12 protein-coding genes are annotated in these 15947 nt (G+C 61.3%); 6 read left to right on the top strand and 6 right to left on the bottom strand.

The window, feature by feature from the left end; all coding sequences use genetic code 11:
- Positions 1-171 precede the first annotated feature (171 nt).
- Complete coding sequence (locus KKO72_RS13725; RefSeq protein WP_214939325.1) at positions 172-669, top strand: Lrp/AsnC family transcriptional regulator; 498 nt, start codon at positions 172-174, stop codon at positions 667-669.
- Between the two features lie 109 nt (positions 670-778).
- Here the strand turns inward: KKO72_RS13725 and KKO72_RS13720 are convergent, their stop codons facing one another.
- The 6 genes from KKO72_RS13720 to KKO72_RS13695 form a co-directional block, all read right to left on the bottom strand.
- Complete coding sequence (locus tag KKO72_RS13720) at positions 779-1870, bottom strand: low specificity L-threonine aldolase (RefSeq protein ID WP_371736884.1); 1092 nt, start codon at positions 1868-1870, stop codon at positions 779-781.
- A gap of 110 nt (positions 1871-1980) precedes the next feature.
- A complete protein-coding gene (locus KKO72_RS13715; protein ID WP_214939322.1) occupies positions 1981-3600 on the bottom strand; it encodes a PAS domain-containing methyl-accepting chemotaxis protein in 1620 nt (539 codons plus the stop codon).
- A 233-nt stretch (positions 3601-3833) separates the two neighbouring features.
- Positions 3834-5381, bottom strand: a complete 1548-nt coding sequence (locus tag KKO72_RS13710; protein ID WP_214939319.1) for a diguanylate cyclase domain-containing protein — start codon at positions 5379-5381, stop codon at positions 3834-3836.
- A gap of 221 nt (positions 5382-5602) precedes the next feature.
- Positions 5603-7156 (bottom strand): diguanylate cyclase domain-containing protein, encoded by a 1554-nt coding sequence (locus tag KKO72_RS13705; protein WP_214939315.1) that lies wholly within the window; start codon positions 7154-7156, stop codon positions 5603-5605.
- A 430-nt stretch (positions 7157-7586) separates the two neighbouring features.
- Positions 7587-8591: a response regulator transcription factor gene (locus KKO72_RS13700; RefSeq protein WP_214939311.1), complete on the bottom strand. Its 1005-nt coding sequence runs from the start codon at positions 8589-8591 to the stop codon at positions 7587-7589.
- On the bottom strand, positions 8575-12177 hold the full coding sequence (locus KKO72_RS13695) for an ATP-binding protein (RefSeq protein WP_214939342.1): 3603 nt from the start codon (positions 12175-12177) through the stop codon (positions 8575-8577). The genes KKO72_RS13700 and KKO72_RS13695 overlap by 17 nt, the downstream gene beginning before the upstream one ends.
- Positions 12178-12356: 179 nt before the next feature.
- Here KKO72_RS13695 and KKO72_RS13690 point away from each other — a divergent pair, with 179 nt between their 5' ends.
- The 5 genes from KKO72_RS13690 (at position 12357) to KKO72_RS13670 (ending at position 15932) form a co-directional block, all read left to right on the top strand.
- The gene (locus KKO72_RS13690; protein WP_078366433.1) at positions 12357-12659 is read left to right on the top strand and encodes an urease subunit gamma; all 303 of its coding nucleotides are present in this window, start codon (positions 12357-12359) and stop codon (positions 12657-12659) included.
- 68 nt (positions 12660-12727) lie between these two features.
- Positions 12728-13321, top strand: coding sequence for a HupE/UreJ family protein (locus KKO72_RS13685; protein WP_214939308.1), 594 nt, complete (start codon positions 12728-12730; stop codon positions 13319-13321).
- Positions 13322-13331: 10 nt separating this feature from the next.
- Positions 13332-13637, top strand: a complete 306-nt coding sequence (locus KKO72_RS13680) for an urease subunit beta (protein ID WP_214939305.1) — start codon at positions 13332-13334, stop codon at positions 13635-13637.
- Positions 13638-13707: 70 nt separating this feature from the next.
- Entirely contained in the window at positions 13708-15471 is a 1764-nt protein-coding gene (gene ureC, locus KKO72_RS13675) for an urease subunit alpha (protein WP_214939277.1), read from the top strand.
- A 5-nt stretch (positions 15472-15476) separates the two neighbouring features.
- On the top strand, positions 15477-15932 hold the full coding sequence (locus KKO72_RS13670) for a GNAT family N-acetyltransferase (protein WP_214939274.1): 456 nt from the start codon (positions 15477-15479) through the stop codon (positions 15930-15932).
- Positions 15933-15947: the final 15 nt, after the last annotated feature.

Genomic DNA, 15947 nt, shown 5'->3' with positions numbered 1-15947 from the left:
GGCCTCGGGGCTCAGGGTCGCGGGGGGGACAGCAGGTGTGGGGGCGGACGGTGGCATGGTCGTTGGCGGGCAAGCGCCTGGCAATGGGCAAGGCAGGCATGGTAGGCGCATAACGGCGCAACAGGTTTGCATATTGATGCACTCAATCACACCCAAGTGCATAATTTGTGCATGAAAACTCAGATCAATGACGATTCACTGCTCGACAAATACGATGTGGCCTTGTTGAGTGCCTTGCAGCAAGACGCCAGCGCCACCCACCAGCAGCTCGGCGAGCTGGTGCATTTGTCCCCCTCACAGGTGAGTCGCCGCATCACCCGGCTGCAGGCCAGCGGCATCATCCGGCGCACTGTGGCGCTGCTGGACCCGGCACGTATCGGCCTGGGTGTGCGCGCCATCAGTTATGTGACGCTGGCGCGCCACGGTGAAGACGAAGGCGCCGCGTTTGAGCAGGAAATCGCGGCCTTCCCCGAGGTGCTGGAGTGTTTTGCAGTGACCGGTGAGTCCGACTACATCCTGCAAATCGTGGCCGCCAGCTTGAGTGAGCTGTCCGAATCGGTGTTACGACGCCTGACCCGCATCAAGGTGGTCAACAACATCCGCTCCAACATCGTGCTGCAAAGCATCAAAAGCAGCACCGAGCTGCCGCTGGGCCAGGTGGGGCGCTGAGCACTTGTGCAAGACGATTTGCTACATGGATTGAAGCTGTTCAGGCATGCTGCACAAGGGCCTGTGGCATAAAAACTCTACAACGATCTGGCCACATCAACGTGGCAGTCTAGCCGCCCATCACCAAGCGCATGTCGGCCAGCAAGGCCTCCACCGATTCGGGGGCGGTGTCCCAGGCACACATGAAGCGGCAACCGCCACCCGCGATGAACTGGTAGAACTTCCAGCCTTTGGCCTGCAGGGCATCCACTGCCTCTGGCGGCAACTGTGCAAACACGCCGTTGGCTTCAGGCGGATGCAAGGTGTTGACACCGGCAATCGACAACATGCCGGTGTAGAGTTTCTGCGCCATCGCATTGGCATGGCGGGCGTTGTGTAACCACACATCGTTTTCCAGCAGACCGACCCAGGGCGCGGAGATGAAGCGCATCTTGGAGGCGAGTTGTCCGGCCTGTTTGACGCGCCAGGCAAAGTCTTCAGAGAGTTTGCGGTCAAAAAACACCACCGCCTCCCCCACCGGCAGGCCGTTTTTGGTGCCACCAAAACACAGCACATCGACACCGGCGCGCCAGGTGATGTCGGCCGGAGAACAACCCAGGTGGGCCACCGCGTTGGCAAAACGGGCACCGTCCATGTGCACCCGCAAGTTGTGCTTCTGCGCCATCCAGGAAATGGCGCGCACCTCGTCCAGGCTGTAGACCGTGCCCATTTCGGTGGCCTGGGTGATGGAGACCACCTGCGGACGCGGGTAATGGATGTCGCTGCGTTTGGTCACCAGGCTGTGGATGGCCTCTGGTGTGAGTTTGCCCAGCTGTGCTGCGGGTGACTGGTTCTCACCCACCAGCAGTTTGGAGCCGTTGGAGAAAAACTCGGGCCCGCCACACTCATCGGTCTCGATGTGTGCCACCGGGCTGCAGATGACCGAGTGGTAACTCTGACACAAGGACGCCAGCGCCAATGAGTTGGCAGCGGTGCCGTTGAAGACGTAGTAGACGTCGCATTCGATGTCAAACAGCTGGCGCAGCATGTCGGTGGAGCGCTGGGTCCAGCGGTCATCACCATAGGCAGGCTCGTGACCGCTGGCATTGGCTTCACCGAGCCAGTGCATGGCCTGGGGGCAGGCGCCGGCGTAGTTGTCACTGGCAAATTGTTGTCGGGCCACACGCTGGTTCGCGGCGGCATGGATGTTCGGGACTGTCACAAAAACATGGCCTTTCTGCCGGCAGCGTCGCTCAGAACCTGTTTGACCGCCACCCTGGCGAAGGCAGACGATAGCAGAACCGCGTGGTGCCCTGCCGCAGGGCCGCGCGCTCAGTTGAGCATCATTTGTTTGCCCTGGCGTCGCAGCGACACCGCATCGGCCTGCTCCAAGGTGGCCTCCCCAGCGCGCAAGCGGAATAAACGCAGGGAACTGCGCACAGACTGCACCTGCTGCGACAGCGAGCTGGCGGTGGCGGCCAGCTCCTCGACCATGGCGGCATTCTGCTGGGTGATGGTGTCCATCTGCACGATGGCTTCGTTGATCTGGGAAATACCCAAGGTCTGCGCCGCCGAGGCACGGGTGATTTCACCGAGCACCGTGTTGACCTTGTCCACCGACTCCTGGGCGGTGAGCATTCGAGTGAGGGCCAGTTGGGTCTGTTCACTGCCCACACTCACACGCGCGGTGGACTGGGTGATGAGCTGCTTGATGTCTTTGGCAGCCGCTGTGGTGCGCTGAGCCAGCGCCCGAACCTCCGAGGCCACCACCGCAAACCCGCGCCCCTGGTCCCCCGCGCGCGCGGCTTCTACCGCCGCATTGAGGGCCAGGATGTTGGTCTGGAAGGCCACCCCCTCAATCAGTTGCATGATGTCGGTGATGCGCCGGGAAGATTCGGAGATCTCCTCCATGGACTGGGCGACCGATGCCACCGCCTGGTTGCTGCGTGAGGTGACCTCACTGGTCTCCTGCGCGATGTCAGCACCCTGTTTGGCCGAGGCAGCGCTCAGTTGGGCGGTGCTGTTGATCTCCTCCATGGACGCGGCCGTCTCCTCCAGGCTGGCGGCCTGTGATTCGGTGCGGGCAGAGAGGTCGTGGTTGCCAGCGGCAATTTCCTGGACCGAGGTGCTAAGACTGTCAATTTCATCCCGCACATCACTCACGACAGTGCGCAGGTTGACCGACATTTGCATCAAGGCCTGCTGCAAGTCACGAAACACACCGCTGCCCCGCACAGCCACCTTGTGGGAGAGATCACCGGCTGCCAGCTGGTTGGCGTCGGCCAACACATCGGACAGCGGGCGGATGGTCATGTGCCAGTTGCTCCACACCAACACTGCCGCAGCCAGGCCAGCCAGGGGCAGCAGTGCCATCCAGCTCAGCCCGCTGGCCGCCGCCAATACCAGCAAGGCCATCAGGGCCACTTGCATCAGCGCGAGCCTGGCCACCAGGCCGGGGTTCATCAAGCGCAACAAGCGCCCGGCCACATCTGTTCGTACCACCTGCCCCCGGTGCAGCCGCAGGGTCTGTTTGCCCGCCTTGGCTTGTGCCTGCATGCGGGCGTACAACTCTTCTGCGGTCTTGACAGACTCGGGCGAGGGCAAGGTCCGCACCGACAGGTAACCGGTGATCTGCTCACCATCCATCATCGGGGTCGCGTTTGCACGCACCCAGTAGTAATCGCCGTTTTTGCGCCGGTTCTTGACCAGACCACTCCAGGGTTGCTTGGCCTGGATGGTTTCCCACATGTCGCGAAACGCTTCCTCTGGCATGTCCGGGTGGCGCACCAGATTGTGGGGCTGCCCCAACAACTCGGCGGTGGCGTAACCACTGACTTCGACAAACGCGCTGTTGCAATACACGATGCGCCCTTTGAGGTCAGTGACCGACACCAGGGTCTGGTTGGCTGGAAAGGCATATTCCTGCTGGGAAACAGGCAAATTTGTGCGCATGAACTGGCTCCTGATTCGAAAACTTCGGAAAACCAACGCGGTATCTTGTTGTTATGACTGAACTTGCTTCAGCCCCAGACAGCACCCTGTCAAGGTCGTGCCGCCGGGTGTGTAACCCCCGGTTACAAGCTGACTGTATCGCAGACTACGTCAAAGTGTTGCCCTGGTACAGCTGTGATTACCCTCTAGTGCTCAAAAAAACCACCCACCACCAGGTGTTGGTCCACGCGGGCTCAGGCCTGATGGACTTGGTTGCGCCCCTGCGCCTTGGCCTGGTACAGCGCAGCATCGGCACGGCGGTAAAGCGTGGTGGTGGTGTCCGCCGCACTGACTGCGGCCACACCCAGGCTCATGGTCATCACCCCCAAGGGAAGGTTGCCGCAGTGTGTGATGCCCATGCCCTGAAAGGTGGCACGGATCTGCTCAGCAACTGCCCCCGCCTGTTCTGCCGTCACCCCGAGCAACAACACACCAAATTCCTCACCACCCAGGCGCGCTGGCAAGTCGAGCTCACGGCGCAAACAGGTGCGCAAACACTGGGCCACTTTCTGCAGGGCATCGTCACCCGCCGGATGGCCATAACTGTCGTTGTATTTCTTGAAGTAGTCCACGTCCATGAGGATCAGTGCTGCGGGCAACTGCTGCCGGGCATGCTGCGCCAGCATGTGTTCCAGACGTTCGTTGAAGGCGCGTCGATTGGGCAGACCGGTCAGGACATCGGTCTGCGACAGGTTCTTGAGTTCCTGAACCTGATGACGCACCACGGCCACCAGTTCCCGGGTGTAGCGCGCCAGCGCCGCCATCTCGTCATGGCCACTGACAGTGACCTCTCCGGTCCAACGCCTGGAGTCCACAATCAGCGCCAACTCCTCCCGCAACCGGTTCAACCGACGCACCACCACCCGATCCAGCAGCAGCACCAGCAGCAATGCGCAGGTCAGGATCAGGGCGATCACCACCGCCTGGGTGGTGTCATAACTGCTGTTGGCCAACTGCGCGTGTCGGCGGGGCCAATGCATACGCACCTGGGCAATGTCGTTGCCAAACAGGCTGGTGATGGGGTAACGCAGTTCCATGGCCTGTTCATGCACCACCACCTGCACCACCTCTTGCCGGAACACACTGTCCAACACCACCGGGGGTCTCACAACCAGTTGCGGGTTAGGCACATCCTCAATGCTGAACTGAATGCCGGTGACCTCGGACACCTTCTGGATCATCTCCTCGTTGAGCCATTGTCCGATCACCACAAAACCACGCGGGCGCCCCTTGCCTTCGCTGTTGAGCACCGGGCTGAAACACACCAGTGCCACCTGCGTTCTGGCCTTGATGGCACCGCAGCCACTGCCTTGGGGCGACAGACTCGTATAACCAGGGTAGGCATACCCGCGCTGCCTGGTCTCATCGGTCACCGGTGTTTCACCTTGCGCACCAGGCACTTCACTCATGTCCACCACCTTGCCATCCTGATCCAGCAGCAGCAGGAAGTCCACATCGGCCACCGCCAGGGCGTCCACCGTCAACTCGTTGTGGCGGAATTGGGGCGTGCGCCGTTGCAGGTGCTCATACAACGCAGTCCAGTTGGCCCATGACTTCAGGGTGCCGTTGACCTCCAGGGTGCGTGCCTGCAAGGTGTTCATCAGGCGGTGCAGTTCTGCCCGCGCCTCAATTTCTTCCTGCTGCGCCGCTTTCTCGTGGCTGCCCCATCGCAGCACCATCAGAGTCAGCAAAGCCAGCACCGACAGGATACTGACCAGGTAAAGCGAAATCCTTCTTCTCAACCCCAATTCGATGGCTCCCGTCTGGTGTCTTGTGTGTCAATCTGGACACAAACGGACAATTGTCCATCATGTTGCACAAATGAACGAATCATCTCCAGGCAGCTGCTCAAAAATATAGCTAGCAGCCCTTGTCACAAAAGGGCTAGAGGCCAAAAACCTTACAAAGCGCGTCAACCTCGCATACAGCCGTTTGAAGCGACACGCCAACTCAGCCGCTGTGTTCAGACCAAAGTCACCCGATTGCGGCCTTCGTGTTTGGCTTGGTAAAGCGCTGCATCGGCACGGTGGTAGAGCGTCGTTGCGGTGTCGGCGTCCGTCACCACCGTCACCCCCAGGCTCATGGTCATCACCTTGAGCGGCGGATTGGCCTCATGCGCCAGGGCCATGTTTTGCAAAGCAAGGCGAATGTGTTCAGCCGCCGCACAGGCCTGCTCGGCCGTCACACCTTGCAACAACACCCCAAACTCCTCACCCCCCAGGCGTGCTGGCATGTCCAACTCACGGCGCAAGGCAGTGCGCAGGCATCGGGCAATGGCCTTGAGCGCTTCGTCACCCGCCGGATGACCATAGGTATCGTTGTATTTCTTGAAATGGTCCACATCCATCAGGATCAAGGCGGCAGACAACTGTTGCCGGGCATACTGGGCCAGGATGTGGTCCAGGCGCTCGTTGAACGCCCGCCGGTTGGCCAGCCCGGTGAGGGTATCCGTCAAAGACAGGTTCTTGAGTTCATGCACCTGATGGCGCACCACAGCTACCACTTCCTGGGTGTAACGCGCCAGCTCTGCCAATTCGTCCTCGCCCCTGACCGACACCGCACCGGCCCAGCGCTTGGAATCCACAATACCCGCCAGTTCCTCCTGCAGCAGCTTGAGCCGTCGCACCACCACCAGATCCAGCAACAACGCCAGCACCACCCCACAGACGACCATCAGCCCGACCACCACGGCCTGTGTGGCGTGCAAGCTCACGTCGGCCATTTGCTCATGCAACCGCGGCCATTCCATGCGGATCTCGGCGATCTGCTGGCCGAAGATGTTGGCAATGGGGTAGCGCAATTCAAGAACACGCTCATGCTCAATCAGGGTCACCGCATCCTTTCTGAACACCGGCTCCCCCAGGTACTGGGACGGTGCAGTCAGCGCCGGGCCTGGCAGATCAACCACGCTGAAGCGGGCACCCGAGAGCTGCGAAATCTGCTGGGTCAAGGCATCATTGACCCACTGCCCCATCACCGCAAAACCACTCGGGCTGCCCTCACCCCCATTCTTGAACACCGGGCTGACACAGACCTGTGCCACCTGCTGGCCGACCCTGATGACACCACAGCCACGGGAGTTGGCGGAGGACTTCGCCAAGGCCGGATACGCCTGAGACTGCGTCCGCAAGGTGTCGGTTGCCGGGGTGTCACCCTGGCGACCGCGCACCTCGATCATGTCGATCAGCTGGCTGTCCATATCCAGCAGCACCAAAAAATCCACCTGGGCCGCCGTTAGCACCTTCAGGTCCAGTTCCTTCTGGCGAAATGCCGGTTGGCGATCCAGCATGTAATCATGCAGGCCGGTCCAGTTAGCCCAGGGCTGCAATGTGCCGCTGAGCCTGAATGTGCTGGCGTGAAAAAGGCCTATCAGCCGTTTCAACTCCCCATGCGCCTCAGCCACTTCCAGCTGGAAGGCCCGCTGGTGGCCGTGCCAACGCAAAACGCTCAACGTCAGCAAGGCCAGCACCGCCAGGACACTGATCAAATACACCGATATCCGTCGTCTCAATCCCATGGGATGTTCTCCTGTGTTCTTTCTGTGTTTATCCATGGGTTCTTTGACAAGATGTGGGCATGGCCATCACCTGAACCGATGGGTTTCCAACTCGGTGGTTGGCATTGGCCACTGCCAACAAAGCAATTTATTGTTGTTTGACAAGCCTGGATTGACACGAGGCAGGCATGGTCTGAACCATGGCCGCCCTCTTGTCAACGGTCCGGGCCAACGCCCGCGCCGGATGAGTCGGTCATCACAGACACCATGGTAGCGTCTCCCGGCTGAAACAGGGCAGGTGTGGGCAAGTCCGTCCGCGCGGCACCTGCGACCCGACCAGGGGCTGCTCTGGCACGGCGTGAGGTCCACCACTGCTTCATACATCAAAAAAGAGAGCTGCCAACCCTTTATAAATAAGGGCTAAAAGCCAAAAAGGCTTGTAAGCGCTGCGCTAACCCTCGAACTGAGGGTGCAGCTGTTTGATGCGGCTCATCACCATGGCGGCGGCGGCGGTGCGGGTCTCGACCCCCAGTTTGGCAAACACCCGCTCCAGGTGTTTTTTGACCGTCATCGGGCTGCTGCCAAGGATGTCGCCAATGTCGCGGTTGATCTTGCCCTTGACCACCCAGTACAGCACCTCGGCCTCGCGCGGGGTGAGTTTGAAGCTCAGTGCGATGGCCTCGATCACACTTTGCTCACTGAGCTCCTGCATGATGATCAGCCAGTCGCCACCGCCCTCACTGTCACCAATCTGCTGGTGCAGCCGGAAGGTCAGGCGGTTGGCGCCATGCTCGACACTCAGGCGTGGCGGCTCGGTCAAAGGCTCCTTGGCCTGTACATGACGGCGCAGCCAGACCAACACCGGCTCGGGGGTGATCGGTGCGTCGGTGCCGTAATAACGCGCCAGCAGCTCCCGCGCCAACGGGGTCTGCCACATCAGTTTGCCGTCGCTGACCCGCACCGTGATGCTGGCGTAACCAAAAGCGTCGAGTGCACTGCGCGCCTGGCGCCGCTCACGCGCGCCCTGCAAATGCACCGCCATGCGCGCGAGCACCTCCTTGGGTTTGATCGGTTTGGTGACATAGTCAACGCCACCCGATTCGAGCGCGGCCACCAGGTGTTCGGTCTCGGTCAGGCCGGTCATGAACACAATCGGGATGTGGCTGGTCTGGGGCAGGCTCTTGAGGCGGCGCGCCACCTCAAAACCGTCCATGCCGGGCATCATCGCGTCGAGCAGGATGATGTCGGGCAAGACCTGGGCGGCGCGTTGTAAGGCGGCCTCGCCGTTGATCGCCACCAGCACGGTGTAGCCCGATTCGTCCAGCGCGTCGTGCAACACCGCCAGGTTGTCGGGCACATCGTCAACGATCAGCACCACGTCGCTGTTGGCACGGTCCAGCGTGCGGTCCAGCAGCGGGCGCGGCAAGGCACTTTGCAAATTAGTTTTCGTTGGCATAACTGCTCAGTTGGCCCAACATGGCCTCAAACTGGAACTGCTTGGCCAGCTCCCGCATGCCCGCTACAAAGTGGGCGCAGTGCGGGTGGTTCAGTTCGATGGTGTCGAGCTGGTTCAGGATGCCACGGTAATACCCCAGCACCACCAGCTCACGCAACGCGTCCATTTGCGGCTTGGGCGGGCACACCAGCTCAGCCACCGGTGCGGCCGTGTCCTCGGCCACCGGCACCGGGTTTTCCAGCCAGCTCAGCTTCAGGCGGCGCTCCAGCCAGTCCAGCAAGTCGATGTGGCGCACCGGTTTGAGGATGAAATCCTCACTCGGCACGCCCAGGTCGTTGTCCAGCCCGCGGTCAAACGCGTTGGCTGAAACAATAGCAACAAATGGCGAAGGATAAGGGCTATCAGCCAATAACACACGTAAACGACGGATGGTTTCCCAACCGTCGATACCTGGCATGGCCAAGTCCATCAGGATCACCTCGGGCAAGTAGCCAGCGGCCAGCAGGTCCAGGCAGTCATGGCCACTGGCAGCCGTGCGCACCTCAAACCCGAGCGGCTGCAGCAGCTTGACCAGCACCTCGCGGTCGGCCTCCTCGTTGTCCACCACCAGGATGCGTCGGCGTGCCCCCGCGTAACCCCGGCGCGGGCGGCGCACAAACAGGCGGTTCTGGTGTTTGGACGCCGGGGAATACACCGAGTGATCGAGTGCACTGCTGACCTCGGGCAAAAACAGCTTGGCCTTGAAGGTGGAGCCCACACCGGGTGTGCTGCTGACCGTCATCTGGCCCCCCATCAGATCGGTCAACATGCGCGCAATGGTCAGGCCCAGGCCGGCGCCGGGCGCCGCGTTACCCACCCCTTGGGCACGCGTGAAGGGCTCGAAGATGCGTGTTAACTCGGACTCGGACAGCCCCGGGCCAGAGTCCTCCACCTCGATCACCGCCATCTCACGCGCGTAACTCACCCGCAGGTTCACCTGCCCTTGGGTTGTGAACTTGATGGCGTTGCCCACCAAGTTGATCAGGATCTGACGCACCCGTTTTTCATCAGCACGCACCACGGTCGGCAGGTTGCCGTCCACCTCACAGCGGAAGGTCAGGCCCTTGGCTTGTGCCTCCAACTCAAACAGGCTGGCGATGTCGTTGACGAAATCGGCAAAAAGCAGGGGTTTGACCAAGAGCGTGAGGCGACCGGCCTCAATGTGGGCCATGTCCAGCGTGCCCTCAATCAGTGACAGCAGATGCTCGCCACCGCGCTTGATGACGCTGACCGCCTGCTTGCGGTGCGCCGGTATGCCCGCGTCCTCCCCCATCAGCTGGGCATACCCCAGGATGCTGTTGAGCGGTGTACGCAACTCGTGGCTGATGGCGCTGATGTAGCGGCTCTTGGCCTGGTTGGCCTGGTCTGCCGCCGCACGCGCCTCATCGGCCACCTGTTTGGCACGCTGCAACGCTTCGTCGGTCTGGCGGTGCAAATCGATTTCGCGCATCAACAAATGGGTTTGCCGGTTCGACTCTTCCTGCGCCACCAGGCGACTCTTGTGCGCCAGCACCACCCACCAGGCCACCAGACCACCAATCAGGATCAGCGCCATGTAGGCTTTGAGAAAACCAGCGCGCAACACATCCATGGCTGATTGCAGCGCCTGCGGGCTGCTCAGCTTCAACGCCAAGGTGCGGGTTTCCTGGTGGTAGAGCAGCCCGAACACACTGGCCAGCAGCGGCGCAATCACCAGCATCAGCATCAAAAAGGTGCCCAGGCCCTTGTCCAGATAGGCCCAGGCAGGCTGCGGTAGCAGCCAGCGCAAGGCAGCCTGCCACTGGCTGGTCAGGCTGGCGTGGGGTTTGCACAGGTCACCACAGCGTGCATCGAGCGTGCAGCACAGCGAACAAATCGGCCCCTGGTAGGCCGGGCAAAACGCCATGTCCGGCGCCTCGTACTCGCGTTCACAAATCACACAGGTGCTGACTTTGAGCCGCTGGTAAGTGCCCACCTCTGCGTCCGCGTTGTCGGTAGCTTCTGGCAATTTGGCTGGCCGCGCCAGGTAGTACTTGCCGCCTGTTGCCCAGGCCAGCAGGGGCGAGGCAAGCAATGCGGTGCCCAGGGCGATCAACGCCGAGAACGCCTGCGCCAGCGGCCCCAGAACACCCAGGTGGGCGGTGATCGACAAGCCAGAGGCCAGCACCATCGCACCCACCCCCACCGGGTTGATGTCGTACAGATGCGCGCGTTTGAACTCGATGCCCGGCGGCGACAGGCCCAGCGGTTTGTTGATGACCAAATCCGCCACCACCACCATCATCCAGGCAATCGCGATGTTGGAGTACAGCCCCAGCACCTCACCCAGCGCGGCAAACACGTTCATCTCCATCAGCATGAAGGCGATCAGGGTGTTGAACACCACCCAAACCACCCGCCCCGGGTGGCTGTGCGTCAAGCGCGAGAAAAAGTTGCTCCAGGCCAGCGACCCGGCATAAGCGTTGGTGACATTGATCTTGAGCTGCGACAACACCACAAACAGCGCAGTGGCCGCCACCGCCCAGCCGTAGTGCGGAAAGACGTATTCATAAGCCGCCAGGTACATCTGGTTCGGATCGACCGCACGCTCGGTGGGCACAGCGTTTTGAATGGCCAGGTAAGCCAGCAAGGCGCCGCCCAGCATCTTGAGCACGCCCAGGACCACCCAGCCCGGCCCACCGGCCAGCACACCCAGCCACCAGCGTCGGCCATTGGCTTGGGTTTTGGCGGGCATGAAGCGCAGGTAATCGGCCTGCTCGCCCATCTGCGTCATCAAGGCCACACCCACCGTCAACGCAGCACCAAAAAGCGGCAGACTAAAACTGTCCGACGATCCTTTGTCACCAATGTAGTGCGTCACCCCGGCAAAAGCGTTCGGGTCGCGCAGCAACACATAGACAAAGGGCACCACCAGCATCACCAGCCACAGCGGCTGGGTCCAGACCTGCAGGCGGCTGATGGTGGACACCCCATGGGTCACCAGCGGAATCACCGCCAGCGCACACACCAGGTAACCCCAGCGCGGTGGAATGCCCAGCGCCAGCTCGAGCGCATAGGCCATCACGGCCGCCTCCAGCGCAAAAAAGATGAAGGTAAAGCTCGCGTAGATCAGTGAGGTGAGGGTCGAGCCGATGTAACCAAAACCCGCGCCGCGCGTCAGCAGGTCCATGTCCACCCCATACCGGGCGGCGTAATAACTGATGGGCAAACCGGCCAGGAAGATGATCAACCCGGTGGCCAGAATCGCCCAGAAAGCGTTGACAAAACCGTACTGCACCAGTAGCGTGGCGCCCACCGCCTCCAGTATCAAAAAGGCAGCGGCACCGCCAAGCGCAGTCTGGGCTACCTGCCATTCTGACCACTTGCGAAAACGCTGCGGGGTGAAACGCAGCGCGTAGTCCTCCAGGGTTTCACGCGCGACCCAGCCGTTGTAGTCCCGGCGCACCAAAGTGATGCGCTGGGGCGCTTTTGGTTCGGAATGGGGCACGGCAACAGAAGGGGGAAATACATCGTTTGTCACAGGCCAGAACGTGCAGTTTTCGTGCCACCTGCCATACCAGCCCTGCATACGGCACAGCTTTTGCATAATGCCTCGCATGGAACTCACACCTCGTGTTCGACCGGCATGGACGGTCGCGCGAGCTAATTATTCAAAGCATTGAGTGAAACGACATGGAATTAACTCCTCGTGTTCGGCACGCGTCAGCGGCCGCACGAGCTAATGACCCCAGCAATGAGTAAAACGAAATGGAATTGACCCCTCGTGAAAAAGACAAACTCCTGCTGTTCACCGCCGCCCTGTTGGCCGAACGGCGCAAGGCACGTGGCCTCAAACTGAACTACCCCGAGGCGGTGGCGCTGATCAGCGCCGCTGTCATGGAGGGCGCACGCGACGGCAAAACCGTGGCCCAACTCATGAGTGAAGGCCGCACCGTGCTGACCCGCGCCGATGTGATGGACGGCATCGCCGAGATGATCCCCGACATCCAGGTCGAAGCCACCTTCCCCGACGGCACCAAGCTGGTGACAGTCCATCAACCGATCGTATGAACAGCGCCACGGCTTGACCAGTTCGCCGCCGCTGCTTGTTAAAAAAAGCCCTTTTCCAGGAGATTGTTATGCATCAAAAGACCAAATCCGCTCTGTTTTTTGCAGCTGCTTGTGCCCTGTCCACAGGGGCTAGCGCCCATACCGGCCATGGCACCCACAGCCTGATGGAAGGCCTGACCCATCCGTTTGGCGCTGACCATCTGCTGGCCATGCTGGCCGTGGGCATCTGGTCGGTCAGCGCCCTGCCGACCAACAAAGCTTGGCAAGGCCCAGCCACTTTTTTGCTGGCGCTGGTGCTCAGTGCAGTGCTGGGGACCAGCGGGTTCACCGTGCCTTATCTGGAGCACGCGATTGCGCTCTCGGTCACGCTGTTTGGTGCCATGCTGGTGCTGGCCAGCACGCCAATGCCCAAGGCGTTTGGCTTGACGCTGATCGCGCTTGCGGCCTCGCTGCATGGCCTGGCCCACGGCGCCGAAACGCCCGAGACGGGTTTTGCCGGGTATGCCGCTGGCTTTTTGTTGACCACGGCGTTGTTGCACCTGGGGGGTGTGGGCCTTGGCCTGAGCATCCGCCGCTGGTTGAGTGAACGCAGCACAACCGTGCTGACCAGCCTGGGTGGCTTGCTCAGCGTGGCTGGCTTGGTCTTGTTCAACCAAGTCTGAGGGCACAACGATGATTCCCGGCGAACTTTTCACAGACGAGGGTGAACACCCCCTCAACACCGGCAGGCGCACCGTCACGCTGGTGGTGACCAATGCGTCTGAGCGGCCGATCCAGGTTGGCTCGCACTACCACTTTGCCGAGACCAATGGCGCGCTCAGTTTTGACCGCGCGGCTGCCCATGGCATGCGGCTCAACATCGCCTCGGGTCTGGCGGTGCGCTTCGAGCCCGGCCAGCAGCGCACGGTGGAGCTGGTGGATTTTGCCGGTGAACGCATCGTGCACGGCTTTCGGGGCCTGGTCATGGGTCAGCTCTGATTTTTGGTACTTTTAGCCTCTGGCCCTTTTCCAACAAGGGCTGATAGCTCTCTTTTTTGAAGGTAACACCATGGCCACGATTGGACGACGCGCCTATGCCGAGATTTTTGGTCCGACCACCGGGGATCGGGTTCGCCTGGCCGACACCGGCCTGATCATCGAGGTCGAGCAGGACTACACCCTGGCCGCAGGCGCTTATGGTGAAGAAGTGAAATTTGGCGGCGGCAAGACCATCCGCGACGGCATGGCGCAGTCGCAAAAGATGCGCTCTGAGGGCGCGGTGGACACCGTGATGACCAATGCGCTGATCCTGGACCACTGGGGCATCGTCAAGGCCGACATCGGCCTCAAAGGTGGCCGCATCGTCGCCATTGGCAAAGCCGGCAACCCCGACGTGCAGCCCGGTGTGGACATCATCATCGGCCCGGGCACCGAGGTCATCAGCTGTGAAGGCAACATCGTCACTGCGGGCGGCATCGACAGCCACATCCACTTCATCTGCCCGCAGCAGATCGAGGAAGCGCTGGCCAGCGGTGTCACCACCATGATGGGTGGCGGCACGGGACCTGCCACCGGCACCTTTGCCACCACCTGCACACCGGGACCCTGGAACATCGAGCGCATGCTGCAGGCGGCCGACGCCTTCCCGATGAACCTGGGTTTTCTGGGCAAGGGCAACGCCAGCCTACCCGCCGCGCTGCACGAGCAGATCAACGCCGGTGTGATTGGCCTCAAATTGCACGAAGACTGGGGCACCACACCCGCCGCCATCAGCAACTGCCTGGACGTGGCCGACGCCACCGACACCCAGGTGGCGATCCACTCCGACACACTCAACGAGTCCGGCTTTGTCGAAAACACCATTGCCGCCACCAAAGGCCGCAGCCTGTGCGCCTTCCACACCGAAGGCGCCGGTGGTGGCCATGCGCCCGACATCCTGCGTGTGGTGGGTGAGGCCAACTTCTTACCCAGCTCGACCAACCCGACCATGCCCTACACCGTCAACACGCTTGATGAGCATGTGGACATGCTGATGGTCTGCCACCATCTGGACGCAGGTATTGCCGAAGACCTGGCCTTTGCCGAGAGCCGCATCCGCAAGGAGACCATCGCCGCCGAAGACGTGTTGCATGACCTGGGCGCCATTTCCATGATGAGCAGCGACAGCCAGGCCATGGGCCGGGTGGGTGAAGTCATCATCCGCACCTGGCAAACCGCCAGCAAAATGAAACAACAGCGCGGCTGGCTGGCACCCCCGCTGGTGCTGGGCGCGATCCAGTCCGAAGCTGCGCTGGTGGAGCACAAAGAGCGCAACGACAACTTCCGCGCCAAGCGCTTTATTGCCAAAACCAGCATCAACCCGGCGATTGCCCACGGCATCAGCCACGAGGTCGGCAGCATCGAGGTCGGCAAATGGGCCGATCTGGTGGTCTGGAAACCCGCTTTCTTCGGCGTGAAGCCAGCGCTGATTCTGAAAGGTGGCTTTATCGCGATGGCCGCCATGGGTGACCCCAATGCGTCCATCCCAACACCGCAGCCTGTGCATTACCGGCCGATGTTTGGGGCGTTTGGTGGAGCGCTGGCGCGTGGCTCCCTTACCTTTGTCTCGCAAGCTGGTTTGAATGCCGGTATCAAGGAACGTTTTGGCCTGCAAAAAACCCTGAGCACGGTAAAAAACATCCGCGGTGTGCGCAAACAGCACATGGTGCACAACCACTACCTGCCCACCATGGAAATCGACGCCCAGACCTACAGCGTGCGTGCCGATGGCCAGTTGCTGACCTGCGAGCCCGCAGTGAGCCTGCCGATGGCACAACGCTACTTCTTGTTTTAAACCGCATGGACATCCGTATCGACGATTTGCAAGGCAGCGCCATCCAGGCCCTGCTGCAGGAACACCTGGACGACATGCACTCAAGCTCGCCGCCTGAGAGTGTGCATGCGCTTGACCTAGACGCCCTGCGCCACCCCGACATCACCTTCTGGACCGCGTGGGACGGTGATGAACTGATGGGCTGCGGCGCGCTCAAACAGCTCAGCCCGGAGCATGCCGAACTCAAATCCATGCGCACCGCCCGACCCCACCTGCGCAAAGGTGTGGCCCGCGCCATGCTGCGGCACATCCTGGCGGCCGCTCAGGCCAAAGGTTTCCAGCGCATCAGCCTGGAAACCGGCACCCCGGCGCCCTTTGTGGCGGCCCAGAAGCTTTATGCCAGCGAAGGTTTTGTCGAATGCGGCCCCTTTGCCAGCTATGTGCTGGACCCGTACAGTGTGTTCATGACCAAGGTGCTTTGAGTGACATCCGTTCAT

Origin of the sequence: Rhodoferax sp. U11-2br (genome assembly GCF_018619435.1) — a bacterium.
Lineage (GTDB): Bacteria > Pseudomonadota > Gammaproteobacteria > Burkholderiales > Burkholderiaceae_C > Rhodoferax.
This window is presented reverse-complemented; position numbering and strand designations above follow the sequence as displayed.

Coding starts and splice junctions, on each gene's coding strand:
- KKO72_RS13700 (WP_214939311.1), bottom strand. CDS start 8,591: ATGCCAACGAAAACTAATTTGCAAAGTGCCTTGCCGCGCCCGCTGCTG.
- KKO72_RS13685 (WP_214939308.1), top strand. CDS start 12,728: ATGCATCAAAAGACCAAATCCGCTCTGTTTTTTGCAGCTGCTTGTGCC.
- KKO72_RS13670 (WP_214939274.1), top strand. CDS start 15,477: ATGGACATCCGTATCGACGATTTGCAAGGCAGCGCCATCCAGGCCCTG.
- KKO72_RS13725 (WP_214939325.1), top strand. CDS start 172: ATGAAAACTCAGATCAATGACGATTCACTGCTCGACAAATACGATGTG.
- KKO72_RS13705 (WP_214939315.1), bottom strand. CDS start 7,156: ATGGGATTGAGACGACGGATATCGGTGTATTTGATCAGTGTCCTGGCG.
- ureC (WP_214939277.1), top strand. CDS start 13,708: ATGGCCACGATTGGACGACGCGCCTATGCCGAGATTTTTGGTCCGACC.
- KKO72_RS13715 (WP_214939322.1), bottom strand. CDS start 3,600: ATGCGCACAAATTTGCCTGTTTCCCAGCAGGAATATGCCTTTCCAGCC.
- KKO72_RS13695 (WP_214939342.1), bottom strand. CDS start 12,177: ATGCAGGGCTGGTATGGCAGGTGGCACGAAAACTGCACGTTCTGGCCT.
- KKO72_RS13680 (WP_214939305.1), top strand. CDS start 13,332: ATGATTCCCGGCGAACTTTTCACAGACGAGGGTGAACACCCCCTCAAC.
- KKO72_RS13690 (WP_078366433.1), top strand. CDS start 12,357: ATGGAATTGACCCCTCGTGAAAAAGACAAACTCCTGCTGTTCACCGCC.